At 47.4% G+C, this 22,005-nt stretch carries 21 protein-coding genes; 11 read left to right on the top strand and 10 right to left on the bottom strand.

The annotated features are described in order from the left end of the window. The first annotated feature begins 122 nt into the window (after positions 1–122). From WBG78_RS18675 to WBG78_RS18630, 10 genes are all read left to right on the top strand, one after another. Positions 123–2,561, top strand: a complete 2,439-nt coding sequence (locus tag WBG78_RS18675; protein WP_337327986.1) for an ABC transporter permease — start codon at positions 123–125, stop codon at positions 2,559–2,561. Positions 2,562–2,649: 88 nt separating this feature from the next. Continuing rightward, on the top strand, positions 2,650–2,838 hold the full coding sequence (locus tag WBG78_RS18670; RefSeq protein ID WP_337327985.1) for a 30S ribosomal protein THX: 189 nt from the start codon (positions 2,650–2,652) through the stop codon (positions 2,836–2,838). A gap of 153 nt (positions 2,839–2,991) precedes the next feature. Next, positions 2,992–4,395 (top strand): anthranilate synthase component I family protein, encoded by a 1,404-nt coding sequence (locus tag WBG78_RS18665; RefSeq protein WP_337327984.1) that lies wholly within the window; start codon positions 2,992–2,994, stop codon positions 4,393–4,395. 40 nt (positions 4,396–4,435) lie between these two features. Then, positions 4,436–5,002: an anthranilate synthase component II gene (locus WBG78_RS18660; RefSeq protein ID WP_337327983.1), complete on the top strand. Its 567-nt coding sequence runs from the start codon at positions 4,436–4,438 to the stop codon at positions 5,000–5,002. A 126-nt stretch (positions 5,003–5,128) separates the two neighbouring features. Then, on the top strand, positions 5,129–6,115 hold the full coding sequence (gene trpD / locus WBG78_RS18655; RefSeq protein ID WP_337327982.1) for an anthranilate phosphoribosyltransferase: 987 nt from the start codon (positions 5,129–5,131) through the stop codon (positions 6,113–6,115). A gap of 12 nt (positions 6,116–6,127) precedes the next feature. Further along, positions 6,128–6,934, top strand: coding sequence for an indole-3-glycerol phosphate synthase TrpC (gene trpC / locus WBG78_RS18650; RefSeq protein ID WP_337327981.1), 807 nt, complete (start codon positions 6,128–6,130; stop codon positions 6,932–6,934). 19 nt (positions 6,935–6,953) lie between these two features. Next, positions 6,954–7,631 carry a phosphoribosylanthranilate isomerase gene (locus tag WBG78_RS18645; RefSeq protein WP_337327980.1) on the top strand — a complete coding sequence of 226 codons (678 nt, stop codon included), beginning with the start codon at positions 6,954–6,956 and terminating at the stop codon, positions 7,629–7,631. 113 nt (positions 7,632–7,744) lie between these two features. Then, entirely contained in the window at positions 7,745–8,926 is a 1,182-nt protein-coding gene (gene trpB, locus WBG78_RS18640; RefSeq protein WP_337327979.1) for a tryptophan synthase subunit beta, read from the top strand. 6 nt (positions 8,927–8,932) lie between these two features. Beyond that, positions 8,933–9,709, top strand: coding sequence for a tryptophan synthase subunit alpha (gene trpA / locus WBG78_RS18635; RefSeq protein ID WP_337327978.1), 777 nt, complete (start codon positions 8,933–8,935; stop codon positions 9,707–9,709). A 62-nt stretch (positions 9,710–9,771) separates the two neighbouring features. After that, a complete protein-coding gene (locus WBG78_RS18630) occupies positions 9,772–10,122 on the top strand; it encodes an ArsC family reductase (protein ID WP_337327977.1) in 351 nt (116 codons plus the stop codon). A 6-nt stretch (positions 10,123–10,128) separates the two neighbouring features. Here the strand turns inward: WBG78_RS18630 and hemF are convergent, their stop codons facing one another. Continuing rightward, positions 10,129–11,046, bottom strand: coding sequence for an oxygen-dependent coproporphyrinogen oxidase (gene hemF, locus WBG78_RS18625; RefSeq protein WP_337327976.1), 918 nt, complete (start codon positions 11,044–11,046; stop codon positions 10,129–10,131). 10 nt (positions 11,047–11,056) lie between these two features. Beyond that, positions 11,057–13,498: a translocation and assembly module lipoprotein TamL gene (gene tamL, locus WBG78_RS18620; protein WP_337327975.1), complete on the bottom strand. Its 2,442-nt coding sequence runs from the start codon at positions 13,496–13,498 to the stop codon at positions 11,057–11,059. Positions 13,499–13,558: 60 nt separating this feature from the next. On the opposite strand from tamL, the gene WBG78_RS18615 reads away from it, so the two are divergent. Continuing rightward, positions 13,559–14,308, top strand: coding sequence for an RNA methyltransferase (locus WBG78_RS18615; protein WP_337327974.1), 750 nt, complete (start codon positions 13,559–13,561; stop codon positions 14,306–14,308). Here WBG78_RS18615 and WBG78_RS18610 read toward each other — a convergent pair. From WBG78_RS18610 to WBG78_RS18575, 8 genes are all read right to left on the bottom strand, one after another. Then, the gene (locus WBG78_RS18610) at positions 14,287–15,072 is read right to left on the bottom strand and encodes a queuosine precursor transporter (RefSeq protein ID WP_337327973.1); all 786 of its coding nucleotides are present in this window, start codon (positions 15,070–15,072) and stop codon (positions 14,287–14,289) included. The two genes, WBG78_RS18615 and WBG78_RS18610, sit on opposite strands and share 22 nt — an antisense overlap. 6 nt (positions 15,073–15,078) lie before the next feature. Continuing rightward, positions 15,079–15,996: a ribonuclease Z gene (locus tag WBG78_RS18605; RefSeq protein ID WP_337327972.1), complete on the bottom strand. Its 918-nt coding sequence runs from the start codon at positions 15,994–15,996 to the stop codon at positions 15,079–15,081. 48 nt (positions 15,997–16,044) lie between these two features. Then, positions 16,045–16,425, bottom strand: a complete 381-nt coding sequence (locus WBG78_RS18600) for an STAS domain-containing protein (RefSeq protein WP_337327971.1) — start codon at positions 16,423–16,425, stop codon at positions 16,045–16,047. Between the two features lie 4 nt (positions 16,426–16,429). Continuing rightward, complete coding sequence (locus WBG78_RS18595) at positions 16,430–17,392, bottom strand: phosphoribosylaminoimidazolesuccinocarboxamide synthase (RefSeq protein ID WP_337327970.1); 963 nt, start codon at positions 17,390–17,392, stop codon at positions 16,430–16,432. Positions 17,393–17,458: 66 nt separating this feature from the next. Then, entirely contained in the window at positions 17,459–18,868 is a 1,410-nt protein-coding gene (locus WBG78_RS18590) for a toxin-antitoxin system YwqK family antitoxin (protein WP_337327969.1), read from the bottom strand. 5 nt (positions 18,869–18,873) lie between these two features. Continuing rightward, positions 18,874–20,052, bottom strand: coding sequence for an acetyl-CoA C-acyltransferase (locus WBG78_RS18585; RefSeq protein ID WP_337327968.1), 1,179 nt, complete (start codon positions 20,050–20,052; stop codon positions 18,874–18,876). Between the two features lie 92 nt (positions 20,053–20,144). After that, positions 20,145–21,008, bottom strand: a complete 864-nt coding sequence (locus WBG78_RS18580) for a tetratricopeptide repeat protein (protein WP_337327967.1) — start codon at positions 21,006–21,008, stop codon at positions 20,145–20,147. Then, on the bottom strand, positions 21,005–21,979 hold the full coding sequence (locus WBG78_RS18575; protein ID WP_337327966.1) for a vWA domain-containing protein: 975 nt from the start codon (positions 21,977–21,979) through the stop codon (positions 21,005–21,007). Before WBG78_RS18575 ends, WBG78_RS18580 begins: the two co-directional genes overlap by 4 nt. Positions 21,980–22,005 lie beyond the last annotated feature (26 nt).

Here is a 22,005-nt window from a genome sequence, read left to right as displayed (position 1 = left end):
ATATGTGTATCGAAAATGATACATAAACACCTGTAGTTCTAATGGAAGCGACTTCATCATATTGGTTATCAGGCACTTTTCAAGTGGCACATCCTTTGTCAAACTGATTGAAACTATCTTTCATGTTTACGAACTTTCTAAATACAGCAATCAGAAGTCTTCTCCGGGAAAAACAGTACGCCTTAATAAAGATCGCCGGGCTATCGCTGGGATTGGGGACGAGCCTGGTGCTGATGCTTTATATATCGCTTCAGCTCAGCTACGATGAGATGCATCGCGATGTGGATCGTGAGTACCGGGTAGTGATGACCAACATCTGGAATGCCACTGGTGGCATGTTTCATTCAACAGGCCCCGCAGTGAGTGCTGCATTGAGCGATGCCATTCCTGAGATTGAGTCTGTGATGCGCATTAACACTCCCGGATCTCAGTTGATAAAGTATCAACCATCATCTGGTCAGTCGATTATTGCCTATCAGGAGGAGAATGTATTGGCTGCTGACTCAAACTTCTTTTCTTTCTTCGATTTCAAATTGAAGCAGGGTAATCCCAATACTGCTTTGACAGGAATTGGTAAGGTTGTGTTATCAGAAGATGCAGCGAAAAGATTGTTTGGAGATGAGCCTGCATTAGGCAAGATCATTCAACTGGGTGATAACAATATTAGCGTAGAAGTAACCGGTGTAACGGAGAAGCAGCCCGAAAACATACACTTCCATTTCGACTACTTATTCTCCATGTACACCAATGCTGCTGTCCGCCAGTTTGAATGGAGTTGGATATGGACGCAGATGGTGACGTATGTGAAACTGGTGCCGGGGGCCGACATAAAAGCCGTTGATGCAAAAGTAAAGACTCTCGCGGACCGGTATGCACCGGCGTGCTTTCAGAGGCTGGGTATGGATTACAAGGAATTCATTGGGCAACGCGGCGGATGGTTCCTTGCGCTTCAACCAGTTCGTGATGTACACCTTCGCTCGGCAGAGATTGGGAATCGCATTGGTCCGGTAAATGACATCATGAATGTTTATATCCTCGGCAGCATAGCAGCTATCATTCTGGCGCTGGCCGTTGTAAACTTTGTGAATCTGTCAACTGCACGAGGATCGAAGCGCGCAAAAGAAGTAGGGGTGAAGAAGACTCTTGGAGTAACGAAGTCCATGCTGATAACCCAGTTTCAGGTTGAAAACATCCTGCTAACATCCGTAGCGATGCTCCTTGGACTCGGAGTGATGGAAATACTGCGCTTTGTGATTCAACCGATGCTGGGCATAGCCATCCCGTTGGACATTTGGAGTGTACCAACGATTGCCACAGTCATCATTGGCGTTCCCCTGGTTGTGGGATTTCTGGGTGGCCTTTATCCGGCATTCTACCTCACGTCGTTCAGACCTGCGCAAGTGCTGAAGGGAAAGCTTGCTACAGGATTTGGTTCCTCCCGATTGAGAAATGCGCTGGTGGTATTTCAGTTTACGATATCCATCGCGCTGATGTCATCAACGCTGATCGTATTTCAGCAGCTCTCATATTTTCAATCACGCGATACCGGGATCAAAAGTGACAATCTGCTCATAGTGAATTATGCCGACAAGCTGGGCGAGCAGCTTAAGTCATTCAGAAATGAACTGGTGAATATGCCTGGAGTTAACGACGCAGCATTGTCGATGGACATACGTTCTAGTTTTGAAGACATCTACACTCGGGAGGGCGACAATCAAAAGGTGAGCATTTCCGCATTCAAAGCCGATGAACATTTTCTGAGTACTTCGGGGATAGTACTGAAGGTTGGCCGCGGGTTCGATGCTAACCGACCGTCCGATACAAATGCTGTTGTGATAACAGAAACAACAGCCCGGGCGTTGGGCTGGATTGGAGAAGAGGCGATAGGCAAACGAATTCTTTATCTCGGTGATGAACTTGGTCCATTGGAGGTGATCGGTATTGCTAAGGACTTCAACATTCAATCGCTCCGGCAGAGCATTCAGCCGGTCATGTTTCTACACATCGACTCAAAGTACTGGGGTAACAATCGAATTGCGCTGGTTCGATACGAGACTTCTTCATTCCGGTCATTGGTATCTTCTATTGAGTCGCGCTGGAAGCAACTTTCACCAGCTCCGTTTTCCTATACTGTCTATAATGATCACCTTCGGGCTCAATATCGTCAGGAGGAACGGATCGTTTCCCTCTTCAGTATCTTTACGGTTCTGTCAATTGTTATTGCCGTTATCGGTCTGGTAGGTCTTGTTGCTTATTCAGCAGAGCAACGGAAAAAGGAGATCGGCATTCGAAAGGTTTTCGGAGCAACACGAGGAGGTATTTATGTATTGATTAACAGACCTTATGTTGTGTTGCTGGCGGTGTCGCTGACCGTGGCAACTCCGCTCACCTGGTACCTGATGCAGCAATGGCTCGATTCTTTTGCCTATTCCACAAATATTTCTGCGTCTACGTTCATACTTGCCGGAGTGATCGAACTTGTTCTGGCACTCGTTTGCGTCGGGTATCTGTCTTTACGTGCAACAAGGCTAAATCCGTCGGTCGTTTTGAAAGACGAATAGGCATAAAAGCTGAGTCATTTTTTTGATCTTCACTTTGGAATACATCAATACTTTCTTATACTTGCCGTCGCAATAGCAAAATACCGGTATGGGAAAAGGCGACAAGAAATCGAAAAAAGGTAAGATCTGGAGGGATTCTTATGGCAATTCCAGACGTAAGAAATTGTTAAAGGCAAAGCTGAGAAGAACAGCATCTAAAAAAGCAACGCCAGCAGCAGCTGAAAGCGCAGCGGCAAAACCTAAGAGAGCAGCTGCTCCTAAGAAGAAGGCAGAATAATACATGAAGAAACATACAAACATATCTTGGTGGTGGCACAGCGTCGATTACGATCTGTGAACAGCCCTGATATGACCTGACCCTAAAGCCAAGGCCTGCTGCTCACAGCGGGCCTTGTTGTTTTATAACCTTTCAAAAAGACAAAACACCATCATGGAATATAAGCTTCGAACCTTCAATAAAAGACTGCTTGCCGATACGCTCACTCCTGTAAACATTTACCTAAAGCTGCGGGATGTCTTCGCCGGCAGCATCCTGCTGGAGAGCTCCGATTATCACAGTCATGAAAATAGCCTCTCACTCATTTGTTGCGATCCTATTGCCTCGTTCACCGTTAAAGGCGGCGACGTAGAACGCCGGTATCCCGACGGATCGGTTGATGTTCAGCAACTGACACGTAGGGGCCAGGTTGCGGAATACCTCGAGTCCTTCCGAAAGAGCATTGTCCCTGAAAAAAATACAACGAAGTACACGAGCTGCGGCTTGTTTGGATACATGGCCTATGATTCCATAAGGTACTTTGAAGACGTTGACATTTCCGTGAAAGAGAACCTCATTCCGGAGATCATGTACAAGCTCTACCGTTACGTAATCATCATCGATCACTTTTCAAACGAGCTGAACCTCTTCGAGCACTGCTGGGAGGGAAACCACGAGTGCAGAAGTACTATCGACCGCGTTGAGCAAATCATACTGAGTAACCGCTTCGCCACTTATCGTTTCAGTCTCACCGACAAAGAGACGTCGAACGTCGATGATAAGACTTTTGTCGAGATGGTAGAAAAAGGGAAAGAGCACTGTTATCGTGGCGACGTTTTTCAGATCGTGCTCTCACGCCGTTTTGCCACCGGATTTAAGGGTGATGAATTCAATGTTTACCGTTCCCTTAGATCTATTAATCCATCGCCCTACCTGTTCTATTTTGATTATGGAAGCTTCAAGCTCTTTGGTTCCTCCCCGGAGGCACAACTGCAGATAAGCAAAGGGAAGGCGCACATCTTTCCAATTGCCGGAACGTTCCGTCGTTCAGGCAACGACCAGGAAGATGCAGCAATTGCTGCACGACTTGCTGCCGATGAAAAGGAAAACGCGGAACATGTCATGCTGGTAGATCTTGCACGCAATGATATGAGCCGTAATGCAGAGCGCGTTACCGTCGAGGTATTCAAAGAAATACAGTTCTACTCTCACGTAATTCACCTGGTGTCGAAGGTAACAGGCACATTGCGCGATGAGACCTCTGTAGTTGGAATGGCAGCGGATACATTCCCGGCAGGCACGCTTTCAGGTGCTCCCAAGCACATGGCGATGACACTCATCGATCGCTATGAAAATATCAATCGCGGATTCTACGGTGGGGCTATTGGCTTCATGGGCTTCGATGATTCATATAATCATGCTATTATGATTCGAACTTTCCTAAGTCACGAAAATAGATTGGTATATCAGGCTGGCGCGGGCGTAGTCTCCAAGTCTGATGCCCAAAGCGAGTTGCAGGAAGTTAACAACAAGCTTACCGCTCTGCGGAAAGCGGTGCTGATGGCAGAGTCCATTTAAGAAATTGATGCTAGTGAAGAAAAGAATAAAGTAGGAAGCAATGAAAATTCTGGTGATTGACAATTACGATTCCTTTACCTATAACCTGGTACACATTATTAGAGCCCTTGGTCATGTACCTGCCATTTTTCGAAACGATAAAATTGCAGTTGAGGACGTCGCACAATATGACAAGATCCTTTTGTCTCCGGGCCCGGGTATACCAGACGAAGCAGGAATCATGAAAGATGCCGTGCGCGAGTATGGTGCTACGAAAAGTATTCTCGGCATTTGCCTGGGGCATCAGGGCATAGGAGAAGTGTATGGCGCCAGTCTCTTCAACATCCCGAAGGTACTGCACGGTGTAACATCGACAGCAACTGTTCAGGATTCAGGCGAGTACCTGTTCCGCGACGTAACGCCGACGTTCCAGGCTACACACTATCACTCCTGGGCTGTACGTGCCGACAGCATTCCGTCAGAATTAAGGGTAACGGCAGTGAATGATGAGGGACTGGTGATGGGATTAAGTCATGTGCGATTCGATGTGAAGGGACTGCAATTCCATCCTGAATCGGTAATGACGCCGGAGGGACCGAAAATGATCAGGAACTGGCTTAACAACTAACCGATCGGACGTCCGTAGCCGGAATGTTCCCTTATGATCCGAGTTTGAATCAGGAGTAATGTGCTGGCTTAAGATATCGCGGTGCAAAAATGGAAGTAATAAATGCAGGGAATAAGAGCGAATGCTATGAAAGAAATATTCAATGAATTAATCGATCACAGGTCATTGACAAAAGACACTGCACGTAATGTGCTGATTGAGTTGGCGTCCGGCAAGTATAATCCAAGTCAGATGGCAGCATTCATGACGGTGTACATGATGCGCAGCATTACCGTTGATGAGCTTCAGGGCTTCCGCGACGCCATGCTCGAACTCTGTGTGCCGGCAAAATTTGATCAGCCGGTAATGGATGTATGCGGTACTGGTGGCGATGGGAAGAATACTTTCAATATTTCAACATTGTCGTCGTTTGTAGTTGCCTCCGCAGGACAGCCTGTAGCCAAGCATGGCAACTACGGAGTATCATCAGCATGCGGGTCATCGAACCTTCTGGAGTATTTTGGTTATAAGTTCACGAACGATTTGGACCAGTTACGTCGCAGTCTGGATCGCGCCAACATATGCTTTATGCATGCCCCATTGTTTCACCCTGCGATGCGAAACGTGGCGCCTATCCGCAAGGAGCTGGGTGTAAAAACTTTCTTTAACATGATAGGGCCAATGGCTAATCCTGCGCTCCCAACAAGGCAGCTTGTCGGAGTGTTCAGCCTTGAGCTTGCACGACAATACGGATATTTGTACCAGAACACGGATAAACGTTTTGTTGTTCTCCATTCCCTTGATGGATATGATGAAGTATCACTGACCGGTGGTTTCAAATATTTCTACAACGGTGGGGAAAAAGTACTTGAACCTGCTGACCTGCAGTTACCACTTCTTACTTACAACGACATTCGCGGTGGTAATACGGTTGAAGAGTCTGCGAAAGTATTCATGCGTATTTTGGAAGGTCAGGGTACGCCTGCTCAGCAGTCAGCGGTCGTGGCTAATGCCGGAATGGCTCTTTATGCAGCACAACAGGAAGGCGGATTGCTGAAGGCCATGGAACGGGCACGCGAGGCATTGCAAAGCGGAAAAGCACTGCGGGCGTTTAAGGCACTTATGGAGAATTAGTCAAAAAATTCTATGAACATACTCGATAAGATAATCGCGCATAAACGCATAGAAGTTGCGCAGAGGAAGGTGGCTACCCCCTTCGTCGTGCTTGAAAAGGGACCCTTGTTTGAAAGACGTCCACTTTCAATGACGGAGTTTATACGCAACCCGGGAAAGTCGGGAATCATAGCTGAATTCAAGAGGCGATCTCCATCTAAGGGAAACATCAACACGAAGGTGAAGGTTGAAGATGTTACCGTTGGCTATTCAACGGCTGGGGCGTCCGCACTCTCAGTGTTGACAGATACAGAATTTTTTGGAGGAGCAAGCGACGATTTGATTATGGCCCGGGGACTTAATCAGATTCCCATTTTGCGCAAGGACTTTACCATCGATGAATATCAGATTGTAGAGGCGAAGTCAATGGGAGCGGATACGATCCTTCTTATCGCCGCCGCGTTGCAGCCAAATGAAGTGAAGGCGTTTTGTAAGTTTGCCCATGGGCTAGAGCTGCAGGTACTACTGGAGGTTCACGACGAGGCAGAGCTTCGCGACAACATTGATGCAGACGCTGATCTCATAGGCGTTAATAACCGTAACCTCAAGACATTCGAATTAAGCATCGAAGTGTCAAAGCGACTTGCTCCGATGATACCAAACCATGTGGTGAAGGTTTCCGAGAGCGGGATTGAAGCGGTGAACACAATCATCGATTTGAAAACCTATGGATACCAGGGATTTCTCATGGGACAAAACTTTATGCAGCGGGAAGAACCCGGAGCTGCCTGTAAGGAGTTTATTGAAGAACTTAGAGCAGCGCAGGTAACATCAAAATAGAATTAAAGGGCTTGTGCTTATGAAGAGAGCGCAAGGCAATAGATCTAAGCTTGTGGAAAAGACAATCAGGATAAAAATTTGTGGCATGCGTGAAGCGGCGAATATCGTGACCGTTGCCTCTATGCGTCCCGATTATCTTGGATTCATTGAATACCCTTTGTCTCCCAGATTCGTTGGGTACAAATTTCGGATGCCTGCGTTGCCCTCAGCGATCGAACGCGTCGGTGTCTTTGTAAGCGAGACGCTGGAAAATGTTCGGAACCGTATCAAGGTTGTTGGGTACGACGCAGTGCAGCTCCATGGTGATGAATCACCTGACTTTGCCTCGAAAATGCGGGATGATGGAGTTAAGGTGATAAAAGTATTTAGAGTTGACGATAACTTTGATTTTAACGAGACTAAACCATTTGTCGGGAGAGTTGATCAGTTGCTGTTCGATGCGAGAGGCAAGCAGCCGGGAGGAAACGGCATTCGATTTAATCCCATGATTCTACGTCGTTATGATCAGGAAGTGCCGTTCTTTCTCAGTGGGGGACTTCAGCCGGAAACACTAAAGGAAAATATAGCCGAGCTAAGTGAGATGAATCTATACGGCGTCGATTTAAACAGTGGCGTTGAAACTGCGCCTGGCCTTAAAGATGCCTTCCGGGTTCAGACATCAATTAACCACATTAATGACCTGCGGAAGAACCGATGAAGGCTGGAGGTAAAAACACAATGAGATGAAATTGACATATCAGTATTCTCTTATTGCATGCATAGCCGACCAAAGATTTGACCGCGATATTGAGTAATTAAAAATATTAGCACATGAAATACGGAGTTAACGAAAAAGGATACTACGGCAAGTTCGGGGGAGCATACATTCCCGAAATGCTTTATCCAAACGTTGAAGAGCTGCGCACCCGCTACCTGGAAATCATCAATGATCCAGGGTTCAAAGAGGAGTTTGCGTTGCTGCTTCGGGACTATGTGGGACGGCCTACGCCGCTTTACGAGGCAAACCGATTATCGGAGAAGTATGGCGCACAGATTTTCCTTAAACGTGAGGATTTGTGTCATACCGGAGCCCACAAGATCAATAACACCATAGGACAAATTCTCCTTGCCAAACGTCTGGGGAAACAGAAAATCATCGCGGAGACAGGAGCAGGTCAGCACGGTGTGGCTACGGCTACTGTTTGCGCATTGATGGGAATGGAATGTACCGTGTACATGGGAAAGGTTGACATGGAGCGTCAGAGGCCCAACGTAGAGCGTATGCGCATCCTTGGAACCAAAGTTGTTCCCGCCGTCAGCGGAAGTATGACACTTAAGGATGCCACGAACGAAGCGCTGCGGCATTGGATCAATCATCCAACCGACACGCACTATATCATTGGCTCAGTAGTTGGTCCGCATCCGTATCCTGATATGGTAACGCGTTTTCAGGCCATCATCAGCGAGGAGATGAAAGCACAGCTTACTTCAAAAACAGGTAATCCATTTCCTGACTACGTATTTGCATGCGTTGGGGGTGGCAGCAATGCAGCGGGGGCATTTTATCATTTCCTCGATGAAGAGCACGTCACACTCGTGGGCGTTGAGGCAGCGGGTCACGGCGTAGACTCAGGCGAGTCGGCCGCTACAACGGCACTTGGTAAACCCGGTGTGTTGCACGGGAGCAAGACACTGCTCATGCAAACCGATGACGGCCAGGTAGTTGAACCGTATTCCATATCAGCTGGCTTGGATTATCCCGGTATTGGTCCTATTCATGCCCACCTGTTCGACACGGGCCGTGTAAAGTTTGTAAGCATCACTGATGATGAGGCTATGAAAGCTGGAGTGGAACTGAGCAGGATGGAGGGAATTATTCCGGCAATCGAATCGGCACACGCAATAGCAGCATTGTCTCAATTTCAGTTTGACAAAGACGACGTGGTTGTGGTGAATCTTTCCGGCCGCGGCGACAAAGACCTGGAAACTTATATCCGCTGGGGCAAATACTAATCAACTATGAAAAACAGAATCAAAGAATTGTTCTCTCGAAAGAACAGCAATGTCCTTTCGGTATTTTATACCGCAGGTTTTCCACAGCTGGATAGCACGGTGCGGGTAGGACAGGCGTTGCAAAAGGCCGGAGCTGATATTATTGAAATTGGCATTCCATACTCGGATCCAATTGCCGACGGCCCAACCATACAGGAGAGCAATAAGGTTGCACTCGAAAATGGTATCAGGCTCTCGATCATCCTCGAGCAGGTAAAGGAACTCAGGAAGACAGTCAACATTCCCATCATACTCATGGGATATGTCAACCCTGTTATGCAGTATGGTATCGAAAGATTTGCCCGCGACGCCGCGGCTGCAGGTGTTGACGGCGTCATTCTGCCCGACCTTCCTATGGACGCTTATCTGGAAGATTACAAGCAGCTGTTTAGCGAAGTCAATATCAGCAATGCGTTTCTGATATCACCGACCACATCTGAGGCAAGGATCCGCAAGATCGATCAGGAAACTGATGGGTTTATCTACGCTGTCTCAGCATCTAGCATAACCGGAGCACGGGGCGCTTTCGCCGATGAACAGCGTACGTACTTCAAGCGTCTTCAGGGAATGAAATTGAAAAACCCATATCTCATCGGATTTGGCATTTCGAATCACGAGACCTTTTCAGAGGCCAGTAAATACAGCTCAGGTGCAATCGTCGGCAGCGCGTTTGTTAATATGCTTCGCGACAGCAAAGACAAAGAAAAGGATATTCAAACTTTCGTTGGCAGCCTCCTTAATTAGCACTCATCCCCTTCATGCATTAAATCAACCAATCAACAGATCCACAAATCAACAAATGATCTATGCTTGTTTACGGAATAAAGAATTGCAACACGGTTAAAAATGCACTGACCTGGCTTGATGAGCACAAGGTTGCGTACGAGTTTCATGACTACAAGAAAAAGGGCATTACTGCCGATATTCTTAAGTCGTGGTCGAAGCAAGTAGGATGGGAGTCACTGTTAAACAGGAAGGGCCTCACCTGGAAACAATTGCCAGAGGTGGACAGAGCTAAAATCAAAACCGAAGACGACGCCATTAAGTTGATGATAGAAAAGACCAGCATCATCAAGCGTCCGCTGTTGGAAGAAAAGGGAAAGGTAATCCTGCTTGGCTTTGATGAGGACTCATACCAGAACAAATTGAGGAAATAGCGATCATCAATTGGAGTTGTTCTCTATCCAATTCACATTCTGTTTCAGGTAACTTATCGTTCTTTCTTCTTGCGATCCGGGTTCAGGCTGATGCATGTACAACCAGGAGGCTATTGGCGGAAGACTCATCAAAATAGATTCCGTCCTTCCATCGGTATCCAGACCGAACTTCGTGCCGCGGTCCCACACCAGATTGAACTCCACGTATCGTCCGCGCCGAATCGCCTGCCACGCCTTATTTTGATCATTGAAAGGAACGTCGGCGTTCTTCTTCATTAAATTCACATAGGTGGGAGCGAACGCAAGTCCCACATCCTTTACAAAAGCAAAGCGAGAGTCTTTAGTAAAGCCATCAGTGCCCTTCAGATAATCGAAAAAGATTCCTCCAATACCTCTGGTCTCCTTTCGATGCCTGATGTAAAAGTAATCATCTGCCCATTTCTTAAAGGCGGTATAGAACCCGGCATCGTGACGATCACAGACTGACTTAAGCTGTTGGTGAAAGAAACGTGCATCATCCTCGACAACATAGTGCGGCGTAAGATCTATTCCACCACCGAACCACCAGGAGCCATCAGTCATTTCGAAGTAACGCACATTCATATGAATAATGGGAACAAAAGGATTGTTCGGATGGATGACGATCGATACGCCTGTAGCGTAGAACGAGAGATCTGAGTTTGGATCAAGGTGAAGCGATTTGAGAACGGGCACAGGTGCCTTTCCCCATACGGCGGAAAAGTTTACACCACCTTTTTCAATTACGCGTCCGTTCGTAAGTACCCGTGAAATACCACCACCGCCACCGGGACGTTCCCACTCATCTGAAACAAACGCTCCGACGCCGTCAGCACCTTCAAGCGATCGGCATATGTCCGCCTGCAGGCCTTTGAACCAATCACCAATTTGTTCTTTTTCAATCATCACGGTTGACTTAAAACGGATAATTTATCCCCACATTATAGATCACGGGCTCCTTGTAGTTCACAAACACACCCTCACTTACCTCGGTCGCGTAAGGTTTCCAGAATCGTACTTTATTCAAAACAAACCTGTCACCAGACTCGCGTGCAGGATCATAAACCTTCATCCCCACATCGAAGCGAAGAATGAGGAAGCTGAAATCAAATCGAAGACCAAATCCGGTACCCACACCAAACTCTTTATAAAATCGCTTCAGGCTGAACTGCGAGCTGTTATCCTTTATTACGCTGCCGTCTTCGGCTTGTACATTTTGAGGATTGAAATTCCAGACGTTACCAGCGTCAACGAAAACTGCTCCGTTAACAAAGCCGAACAACTTCTGCCTCAGCTCGACACTCCCTTCGAGCAAAATCTCCGATGGCTTTTCTATACTGTAGTCAAAGAGGCCGTCGCCCTTTGGATTTGTACTTTCGTTGGGTGGCAGGGATCCTGGCCCAAGTCGTCGCGGTCGCCAGGCTCTTATACTATTACTACCGCCGGCAAAGAAGAACTTTTCATAAGGAACTCCTTTTTCGTCACCATATGAATAAACCACTCCCGAGTTGAAACGATAGGCTATTACCGTATTCTTATCGACCGGGTTTACCCGTCTGACGTCGAGGCCTAACCTGAGGTATTGATAATGTTGCAGTCCCCAATCCGTGAGAAAATTCGGCGTAAAGAAGTTCCAAAGCGTGCCACCGCTTTCAAACTGCATTCTTATGAAGCTTGATGTAAATTCATTGTTACCATAATCGTGCAGGTTCCAGGTGATGCCGAACATGATGCTGTTTACGAACGATGGCCTGAACGAGTTGATGAGCGCGTTATTGCCAAGCGAGTCCTGCGTCTTTAATAGTTTTTGGAACTCTTTAGAGAGATTTGCAGTGGAAATGACAACAACACTAAGAGGCGTTAACGAGTAGGAAGTTCTGTTTTTGGTTTGCCAGGTGTAGGCAGCATTGGTCGAAACATACGTCCGCCTGTATTCAGGCCGGTCATTAAATGTATAGCCGGTCGTAAGACGCGTCTTAGGGTTGTACTCGGCAAATTTGATGCGTCTTCGTTCCTTGAAGAACCAGATGAATTGCGGAAAACTGAGAGATGCATTCAGAGTAGCGGCCGTACTTTTGTAGATATTCTGGGTCTCTGTTGCCGAGGCAACACCTTCAAATCCAAACCTTCCCGACATGTCGAAGGTCTCCATCCCCTTGAATATATTTCGCTTCTTAAACGAAATACCATAGAAGGGTCCTGGAAATCCCTGTGTAACGTTAACACCCGCTTCATTGGTCCATTCATATCTCGAAGCCGGGCTGGCAAATATGTTCGCAATGAATTTTCCATCCGACGTGTCGTAATTGATGTTGACAAACTTGAACGCATCAACGTTACTCAACTGCCGTTGGGTGTCCAGCGTTCTCGTCCTGCTGTATAACTCTTCCGGTCTGATAAATACGCGTTGATTGAGGATCTTTAGTTTGAAGTTGTCGTCATAATACTTGTAATGAACATCACGATATGTCCTTGAATGTCTTGCAACACCAGGAATAGTTTTGCCGACATCGGTGGTGAACGTCACCGTGTCGATCTGAAACTTCTTATGATAGCCGCGTTTTGCCGGGTCGCGGATGCTTATGATCACAGCCACCCGTCTGTCAGGTGATCTGAACGTAGTGTCCATAGTGTAGTCGATATACTGCCGGCTAAAGTCAAAGTATCCATGATCCTTAAGCAGCAAGTCAATACGCTCACGTTCTTTCGTGAAATTGTCCTGATCGTAGCGGGCGCCTTTTTTAAGATAACTTTTATCAACGTTGTTATTGATAATCCTGAATATGGCCGTGTCTTCAACGTCATAGAACAGGGAGTCGATGAAGTAAGCTTTCCCGGGAGTAACCACGTATCGAACCCTGACGAATCGACTCTTGTCAAAAGTCCGATCCACTACCTGATTCTTGAAGTAACCCTTGGAGAACAGGTAACTTTGAAAACGTTCGCGGGTAAGGCGTACCTGAGCGCTGTCGTAAATGGATAAGGGCTCACCCCACTGCATAAAGAGGTTTCCATTTTCGATGAAAGAATTCATCTTCGTTACTTTCTTCTGTTTTCTGAAGAGGTATCGGTCGATCTTCTTTTGCGACGTAGCTTCCGCGATCTTTTGGTCGTATTTCTTTTCGAAGGCCTCCCGCTTGCGGATGAACTTCTCCTGGTCATACTTTCGGTAGCCCATGTAGTAGATGCTCACAAGCGGCGCCAATGGCAGTCCCAATATGCGACGATTGGCGTGCTGGGTATAGAGGCCGCGCATCTCATCTTCGTTGATGTGACGTGGGGCATCTATGGCCTGCGAATACAATAGCTTCTCGCCATCCTTAAGATGTCTTGTACCAAGACACCCCGATAGTATCATCGCCAGCCATATTATCGAGAGAAAATATTTACTTTTCGAGGTAGTCAAGCGCCCGGTAAAATGCTATCAAAAGCAAAGATCAAGTTAATCCGCTCGTTGCAAATAAAGAAATACCGCCAACAGGAACAATTGTTTGTCGTGGAGGGTGCGAAGAGTGTGGCTGAGCTGTTGAAATCTGACTTCCATATTGAACTGATTGCGGGAACAGGTGAGTACCTGTCAACGATCGAGGCACCATCCAGCTTGTTGTCAGAGGTCAAAAAAGAAGACCTGGAGTCAATGGGACTTTTTCAATCGAATGAGTCGGCCCTGGCGGTGGCTCGCATGAAGCCGAATGAGGCTTTTAAGCCGACAACCGGAGAACTGTTGCTGGCACTGGATGACCTTCGCGATCCGGGCAACCTTGGAACAATTATTCGAACGGCCGATTGGTATGGAATAAACCGGATAGTGGCGTCGAATGAGACGGCCGATCTTTACAACTCAAAAGTGATCACCTCAACGATGGGGTCTTTTACTCGTGTCAGGATCTTCTATACGGACCTAACCAGCTATTTGTCAACAATATCAGTAAAACTGTTCGGTGCCTATCTGGAAGGGACTGATGTTCACCAAACGGACTTTGGCGGTGGTGGCGTAATAGTAATAGGTAATGAAGCCCGGGGAATATCATCAGAAGTGTCTGCCCTGATAACGAACAGAGTTACTATTCCGCGCTATGGACAAGCTGAATCTCTTAATGCTGCCATTGCCACGGCAGTGATATGCGACAATGCCCGCCGGCACTATCAAAAGAAACCTTTGCTCTGAGTGGCGGCGTTGTCGGAAATCCTTTCCGCATTTTCCTTCCCAAGATAGCGGTCGATCATTGCGTGCCCCAGATAAATCAGCGGCGTCAACAGTAGCGCTACCAGAAACTTATAGATGTAGTTGGTGATGCCGATTGCCAGGATCTGGCGATTGGTAAATATTCCGGAAAACGCTATGTACAAAACAACAAAGCTGTCAACGAATTGAGAAATAAGCGTTGAGCCTGTTGCCCTCAACCACAGATATTTGGAGCCTGTGGCCTTTCTAAGTTGTTGAAATACGAAGACATCGACGAGCTGCCCGATAAGAAATGCAATAAGTGAAGCAACGATGATGCGCTGCCCTTGCCCGAATATTTTGTTGTAGGCAAAGTCCATATCGAAAACATTTCCTGCGGCATCGTGGGAGTTGGTCTCCATCCAAAACCCGGCAGGTGCAAGCTGCATTGTGAGAAAGATCACCAGGAAAGCGTAAGCTATCAATGCCGCGGTAAAGTAGCTCAGCTGTTTTACTCCGGGCTTGCCAAAATATTCGTTGACAAGGTCTGTCGTAATAAAAACCATAGGCCATATCACGGCTCCGGCTGTAAGATTGAAATCCATCTCGAAGCCAAGGATGTTAAGATTGGCTGGGCTTAGCCCGAGGGTTGATTCGATTGAAAAGATCTTGACGCCGATCAGTTCGGCAAGTAGGGCGTTCGTTATAAATATGCCAGCCAGTATGACGAAGAGCTGGTTACGCTTTTGTTCAAAAGTTTTATCCATAGCCGTCTATTCCTCAATCGTATGTTCCTCAGCTTCCAGCGCAAGCTTCGTATTGGGAAACACTGCGCGCGCCTCATCAAGCAGCATGTTCAGGTCTTTATAACGGGCGCTGAAGTGGCCAATCAGCAGCGCGCCGGCCTTTGAAAGCTGTGCAATTTCGGCCGCCTGCCGCGCTGTGCTATGCAGAGTTTCAAGAGCCTTGTTTTCGTCCGCATTTACAAACGTAGCCTCGTGATACAACAGATCAACCTGGGCAATCTGCTGTGCGATCTGGCGGTCAAATGCCGTGTCAGAACAGTAGGCATAAGTACGTGACCGACGGGGATCAAAAGTAAGTTCCGAGTTCTTAAACATCACATTGCCAGACTCATCTATAATGTCGTGGCCATTCTTTAGTCCGGCAATCTGCTGTAACTGAAGTCCTTCAGGAAGGCGCGTCTTGTCAATGCGACGGGGCTTCAATTTTTCCCTGAAGTAGAACCCGGAGCAACGAATCTTATGTGATAACGGAATCGTCTCTATAGAAAGCGCATCATCTTCATAGAGCGTTTCGCGCAAGCCTTTCGTGAGACGATGAAAATGAATCCGAAAAGAAGGGGCGGATCGGGAGTAGCGAAGCTGAGTCGTAATGATTTCATCGAGGCCACGGTGCCCATACACGTGCAGATCATTTGTTCGTTTCTGCAGATGCATGGTAAAGATCAATCCCATCAATCCGAGATAATGATCACCATGAAGATGGCTGATGAAGATATGATTGATGCGATGGAAATTTGCCTGCACTTTCATCAACTGCATCTGAGTTGCCTCTCCGCAGTCGACAAGAAAATGCCGGCTTTGAATTTCTACAAGCTGAGCAGAAGGATGGCGACCATATGCCGGTAGCGCACCGCTGGAACCCAGGATGGTGATTTTGAAACTCAACCGAGGTAATTGTTTGTGCGATGACTAACGCCCAGCATCAATCGAATGCTAGTTCCGATCAGAATTCTTCAAATCCTTCTCGATCTCGTGCATGAATACGGCGTCGATGGCTTCTTCAACTTTAGGCAAAATATTCAGTACGCTGTCGAGTTGAGAGATCTTAATCAGTTTCATGGTATGATCGGAGAGGGTGGTCAGAATGAAAATTCCTCCTTCCTCCTGAACAATTCTATTGCCAACTAGCAACGCGCTGAGTCCTGATGAATCGGTATACTTCACTTCAGCAAGGTCGAGAACGATATTCTTAACCCCTTCCGCATGCAATGTGATCAGCTCTGACTTAAGTCCAGGAGCAACACTGGAATCCAGCTTCTCCTCGTGCAAGCGCAATAAGCTGTATTTCTCCTGCTTGTCAATCGTATACTTCATATCCTCAGTTTTTCTTGGTTTCTAAGTTAGCGGAATTTATGGAATCTATGATTTTTTGCTCGATTCTTTGGCTGATGTGTTGATAGTCAACAGGGGGCAAACCTTCGCCTCTGACCTTTTCATAGAGCTCTTTATATCGCCCCGAAATGTTGGCCACCACTTCATCAGTCATTTGAGGAACCGTCTGTCCATCCTTCCCCTGAAAACCGTTTTCGATCAGCCACTGCCGCACAAACTCCTTGCTTAGCTGCTTCTGTGCTTCGCCGGCCTGCTGTCTTTGGGCATAGCCGTCGGCGTAGAAATATCTCGACGAATCAGGCGTGTGCACCTCGTCGATCAGGTAGATCTGGCCATTGTGTTTCCCGAACTCGTATTTCGTATCAACAAGGATAAGCCCTCTGGCGGCGGCCAGTTCGGTACCACGCTGAAAAAGCTTTCGGGTGTAATCTTCCAGCACGGCATAGTCCTCGCGTGACACTATTCCACGTCGCAATATTTCATCCCTGGAGATATCCTCATCATGGCCAACTGACGCCTTGGTTGTTGGAGTGATGATAGGCTGGGGGAGTTTGTCATTCTCTTTCAATCCTTCGGGCAATGGGACACCACAAAGCAATCGCTTCCCGGCTTTGTATTCGCGCGCTGCATGCCCGGCCAGGTATCCCCGGATAACCATTTCAACCTTGAACGGCTCGCACCGGAATCCAATAGTTACATTTTGATCAGGTGTCGATACAACCCAATTCGGAACAAGGTCTTTGGTCGCCTGCAAGTTGAAAGCCGCAATCTGATTAAGTACCCTTCCCTTGTCAGGAATTGCTCTTGGCAGAATGACATCAAATGCCGAAATGCGATCGGTGGCCACCATAGCCATGAGGTCACCGAAATAGTATACATCGCGCACTTTTCCACTATAAAATCCCGTCTGACCGGGGAACTTGAAGTGCGTTTCCTTGATGGCTTCCATGTGTCCAAAATCAGGTCGTAAGATAAAGCGAAAGGAGGGAACGCAAAACCTTTTTCTCCCTATTGACTATTGTTTTGGAGTTTCGATGGGCACGGGAGTGCCCGCTTTATACTGAATTGTCTGACTGACAGCGCCATTTTGATCAAAGGTCTTCCATACCCCGTGCTTTTTGTCGCCCGCGTAAGTGCCCTGTTCGCTTATCTTGCCATTCTCGTAGTAGGCAGTGAAGGGGCCGTTCCGTCGGCCGGTTTTAAAGGTCGTGACCGATTGCAGCGTACCGTTGCTGTTGTAGATTTTGGTGACACCAGTGAGCAGATTTGCCTGGTAGGTCTCTTCGCGAGCAACCTTTCCCGTGCTGCCATAGGTGTATTGCACTCCCTCCAGCTTTCCGTTTACATAGTTGTGCCTTTCAAGTACAATCTTGCCGCTGTCGTCGTAGAGTATTGAGGCTCCGTTGGGCAGTCCGTTTCTGAGCTTTTTCTCAGACTTCACAATGCCCTGCTCGGAATATTCAGTGACAGAGGCATCGATTCCATTTCCGGCAACCACCTCCTTTGCTTTAGTCTGTCCGGAGACATAATAGTCCGTGTTGGTGCCTACTTTTTTGCCTTCGGCATATTGATACTTGTGGCTTATTGCGCCAGTTGGATAATAACCGGTATTCGGACCATGCAGTTTGCCCTTAAGGAAGCCTCCTTCCGTGATAATGTGCCCTTCGCGGTCATAGGATTTGAACTGTCCGTTCTTCGTACCCTCGTCCATTGTCGAGGCAGTTTCAAGTTGCCCATTGTCGTAATAGGTCTTATAGAAACCGGTTAGTATTCCATCCTTACTGTTTGCCTCTGTTTCTACTTTGCCGTTGCTGTAGTAACTTCTTGTAATACCATTAGGCTTACCGTTGGCATATGTGATCTCCTTCCTGAGCATGCCATTAGGATAGTACTCTTTTACGAGACCGTCAGGCTTCCCCTTTACGAAATAGCTTTCGCGCTTAATGGTACCATTATCGAAATAGATCTGGATGCTGTCGGTAAGTATGTCGTTTTGAAAGTACGCCTTTTCGTAGGGCACGCCATCTTCATTGAACACCTGGACGACGCCATGCCGCATTCCGTTAACAAACGTGAGGGTGCGTGCCAGCTTGCCGTTCTCGTGGTACTCTTTGAACAGGCCGGATTTCTTTCCTTCGTCAAAGTTTCCCTCTACCATGAGGTTCCCGTTTTCATAGTAGCGCTTGTACGCACCTACATAAGTTTCTGCATCCGCAGGCGAAGTAAAGTAAACCTCCTGAACATGGTGCTTCTCCTTGTCGTAGTAGGTGCGGGTCTCCCGTTGCGCAAGAACAGCAACAGGGGCAAAAAGCATGACAAACAACAGACAAATTTGAATAACGATTCGGGATGACAGGGTTTCAAACCGACTGTCGGAATAGATTCCCGGAATTGAAGCTGTTAAGATTTCTTTAATGTATGCCATCGGCATTACAGAAGTTCGATAACCATCGCAGATGCGCCACCGCCACCATTGCATATACCGGCCACACCGATAGCCTGATTGTTTTGTCGCATCGCACTCAGCAACGTAATAACAATGCGGCATCCAGATGCACCCAGTGGATGACCGAGAGCAACAGCTCCGCCATTTACGTTTACTTTATTGCCGTCAAGGCCCAGCTTTTGATTATTGGCCAGCGCTACGGCTGAAAAAGCTTCATTGATTTCATATAGACCTACATTCTTCGGCGATATGCCAGCCAGCTTCATGGCTTTGGGTATGGCCAAAGACGGAGTAGTGGTGAACCACATTGGATCTTGCGCGGCGTCGGCGAACCCGCGAATCCGCGCGAGAGGTTTTACGCCTAGTGACTTTGCACGCTCTGCGCTCATCAATACCGTTGCAGCAGCACCATCGTTTAGCGTCGAGGCGTTTGCGGCTGTAACAGTACCGTCTTTTGTAAAAGCCGGCTTTAACCCTGCGATCTTTTCAAAGGCGACATTCCTGTACTCTTCATCTTCGCTTACTGTTGTGACCTTACCCTTTCGGTCCTTCACCTCAACGGGAACAACTTCATCGGTGAACTTTCCGGAAGCCCAGGCACCTGCTGCGCGTTCGTATGAAGCTATAGCATAAGCATCCTGATCAGCGCGGCTGATGTTCATCTCTTTCGCAGTATTGTCCGCACAAACGCCCATAGCGCAGTGGTTGTATACATCCGTCAGTCCATCGTGCTGAAGGCCGTCTGTCAGTTCACCGTGACCATACCGGTAGCCCGTACGTGCCTTCATGAGGTAGTACGGGATGTTACTCATACTCTCCATGCCGCCTGCCAAAACAACTTCCTGCGTTCCTAACATGATTGATTGAGCACCATGCATCATCGCCTTCATCCCCGACGCGCAGACTTTGTTGATCAATGTACTGGGAATCTGGAAACCCAACCCTGCCGCAGCAGCCACCTGTGTTGCCGGGGCCTGTCCAAGCCCCGAAGAGATTACGTTACCCACAAACAGTTCATCTATCTGACTGGCATCTATGCCTGCCCGTGATACCGCGGCCTTAAATGCGACTCCCGCCAGCTCCGTCGCAGACAACGAGGCGAGAGAACCTCCAAAACTGCCAATAGGCGTGCGCGCTACTGAAACGATGACAACGTCTTTCATGTGTAGTCTTATTTATGCTGAATGCAAATGGAAGTAGCTCTATTCCCCAGGATGGCCTCGGCAATACCATACGTTATTAACATTACCTGCTATTACCAGTCAGGCTTGCCCTTGTCTCGTGGTTTGGTCGCCTTGCGCTGGTTTTGTTGCAAATACTGTTTCTCCTGATTCTTCATTGCCTCCAGGATCATACGAGCTTTTTCCTCTGTCATTTTCATGTCCTGCAATTTCTTAGACCAATCTGGAGGAGGCTGCTTGTCGTTTTTCTCCTGCTTTTCTTCGGAATCCTTCTGATCCTTCTTCTCGGCATCCTCCTTTTGTTCCTGCTCTTTTTTCTCCTTCTCTTTTTCCTCCTGCTCCTTTTTCTGCTGGTCCTTCTGCTGCTGGTCTTTTTGTTCCTGCTCTTTCTTCTTTTGCTCCTCGTTCTTTTTCTGGTCTTCCTGCTTCTGATCTTTCTGCTGATCGTCTTTCTGGTTCTCCTTATTCTGCTTATCTCGGTTTTGCTGCTGCTCTTGCTTCTTCTTCTCCTCTTCGAGTTTCTTCTTCAGCATTTCGTAGTTGTACCTGGCGTCGCGGTTGTTGGGGTCGGCCTTTATCGCTTGTTTAAAATTGTCCAATGCCTCTTCCAATTTGCCGGCACGATGATTCATTACTCCCAACTGCTGCTGTGCCTTAGACCTTATGTCAGCTTTAGGGCTGCCCATAACAGACTGATAGCTTGAAAGAGCCTGTGTGGTGTCGCTGGCATTGAAATAGGCATTGGCCAGGTTGAGCCTGATTTCATCCTCATTTGCATGAAGTGAATCGATCAGGATACGGTACTTGGAAATCGCTGTTTTATAATCACCGGCCACATATGCCTCGCGTGCTTCACGTTTCAGTGAATTGATCTTTCCAATGGTCACCGGATCAACAATCGCAGCAACAGTTAAAATGACTATAGCGGCAAGTTTCATATCCTAACGGTTGGTATATTGATCAAGATATCCAGCAAAAACAGGAAGGCGGCCGCCATCAAAAAATAGAAGTACTTGTTGGCAGTAACATCCACGAAACGCGCATCGCGCATTTCTCCTTCGATCTTATCGATTGTGTTAATCAAGCGTGAAATATCGTTTTTGCTTTCATTGATTTCAAAATATTGGCCACCTGTATTGTTTGCAAGGGAGATCAGGCCGTCTGGGTTAAGTTTAGTAAGAACGATCAGCCCCTGCCGGTTAGTCTTCAGTGTATTGCCATTGTAGATGTTGCCGCCTTTTTCTGTTCCAACGCCAAGAGTGAAAAGTTTAATATCCTGTTTTTCAATTTCCTGGGCCACATCTTTGGTAGCTTCTCCGAAGTCTTCACCGTCGCTTATCAGTATAATAACTTTTGACTTTGAACGTTCGGTGCTGTTCTCTTTACTTCCGTCCTCAAGCTTTTGCAGTGCGAGCTTAAGAGGTGGGCCAAAATCCGTACCAGAAGCTGGCACCAGGCCTGTATTCATGGTTTCAATAAAAAGGTTAAGCGCATTCTGATCATAAGTCAGCGGGCATTGCATGAAAGCCTCCGACGAAAAGATGACAATACCAATGCGGTCAGAGTTAAACGCTGCAACGACCTTCTTTAGTTCAAATTTCACCTTTTCCAATCGCGAAGGCTGAATGTCGAATGCATCCATCGATTTGCTCAGGTCGACACAAATAACAATGTCCTTGCCCATCGACTTGACCTCTTTTTTGGATCCCCCAAACGAGGGACCGAGAACAGCAACAATGAAAAGCGCGAAGTACAAAGTCCGGAATAGCAGTTTTGCAAACACATTGCTGTAGGGTGTCCGCAATGTCTTAGCAATGCGGATTACGCGCACGAGGTAAAAGGCGTACAGCGCGATGAAGCCAGCAATGAAAATAATCTCTGTTAATCCGATTCCTCTATACCAAAGCACGATACGAGCTGTTTATTTCCTTATCA

The sequence above is a fragment of the Chryseolinea sp. T2 genome (genome assembly GCF_037203685.1).
GTDB lineage: Bacteria > Bacteroidota > Bacteroidia > Cytophagales > Cyclobacteriaceae > Chryseolinea.
This window is presented reverse-complemented; position numbering and strand designations above follow the sequence as displayed.

What these genes read in the sequence shown, in the direction of transcription:
- WBG78_RS18675 (WP_337327986.1), top strand. Translation starts at nt 123, where the DNA reads ATGTTTACGAACTTTCTAAATACAGCAATCAGAAGTCTTCTCCGGGAA.
- WBG78_RS18670 (WP_337327985.1), top strand. Translation starts at nt 2,650, where the DNA reads ATGGGAAAAGGCGACAAGAAATCGAAAAAAGGTAAGATCTGGAGGGAT.
- WBG78_RS18665 (WP_337327984.1), top strand. Translation starts at nt 2,992, where the DNA reads ATGGAATATAAGCTTCGAACCTTCAATAAAAGACTGCTTGCCGATACG.
- WBG78_RS18660 (WP_337327983.1), top strand. Translation starts at nt 4,436, where the DNA reads ATGAAAATTCTGGTGATTGACAATTACGATTCCTTTACCTATAACCTG.
- trpD (WP_337327982.1), top strand. Translation starts at nt 5,129, where the DNA reads ATGAAAGAAATATTCAATGAATTAATCGATCACAGGTCATTGACAAAA.
- trpC (WP_337327981.1), top strand. Translation starts at nt 6,128, where the DNA reads ATGAACATACTCGATAAGATAATCGCGCATAAACGCATAGAAGTTGCG.
- WBG78_RS18645 (WP_337327980.1), top strand. Translation starts at nt 6,954, where the DNA reads ATGAAGAGAGCGCAAGGCAATAGATCTAAGCTTGTGGAAAAGACAATC.
- trpB (WP_337327979.1), top strand. Translation starts at nt 7,745, where the DNA reads ATGAAATACGGAGTTAACGAAAAAGGATACTACGGCAAGTTCGGGGGA.
- trpA (WP_337327978.1), top strand. Translation starts at nt 8,933, where the DNA reads ATGAAAAACAGAATCAAAGAATTGTTCTCTCGAAAGAACAGCAATGTC.
- WBG78_RS18630 (WP_337327977.1), top strand. Translation starts at nt 9,772, where the DNA reads ATGCTTGTTTACGGAATAAAGAATTGCAACACGGTTAAAAATGCACTG.
- hemF (WP_337327976.1), bottom strand. Translation starts at nt 11,046, where the DNA reads ATGATTGAAAAAGAACAAATTGGTGATTGGTTCAAAGGCCTGCAGGCG.
- tamL (WP_337327975.1), bottom strand. Translation starts at nt 13,498, where the DNA reads ATGATACTATCGGGGTGTCTTGGTACAAGACATCTTAAGGATGGCGAG.
- WBG78_RS18615 (WP_337327974.1), top strand. Translation starts at nt 13,559, where the DNA reads ATGCTATCAAAAGCAAAGATCAAGTTAATCCGCTCGTTGCAAATAAAG.
- WBG78_RS18610 (WP_337327973.1), bottom strand. Translation starts at nt 15,072, where the DNA reads ATGGATAAAACTTTTGAACAAAAGCGTAACCAGCTCTTCGTCATACTG.
- WBG78_RS18600 (WP_337327971.1), bottom strand. Translation starts at nt 16,425, where the DNA reads ATGAAGTATACGATTGACAAGCAGGAGAAATACAGCTTATTGCGCTTG.
- WBG78_RS18595 (WP_337327970.1), bottom strand. Translation starts at nt 17,392, where the DNA reads ATGGAAGCCATCAAGGAAACGCACTTCAAGTTCCCCGGTCAGACGGGA.
- WBG78_RS18590 (WP_337327969.1), bottom strand. Translation starts at nt 18,868, where the DNA reads ATGGCATACATTAAAGAAATCTTAACAGCTTCAATTCCGGGAATCTAT.
- WBG78_RS18585 (WP_337327968.1), bottom strand. Translation starts at nt 20,052, where the DNA reads ATGAAAGACGTTGTCATCGTTTCAGTAGCGCGCACGCCTATTGGCAGT.
- WBG78_RS18580 (WP_337327967.1), bottom strand. Translation starts at nt 21,008, where the DNA reads ATGAAACTTGCCGCTATAGTCATTTTAACTGTTGCTGCGATTGTTGAT.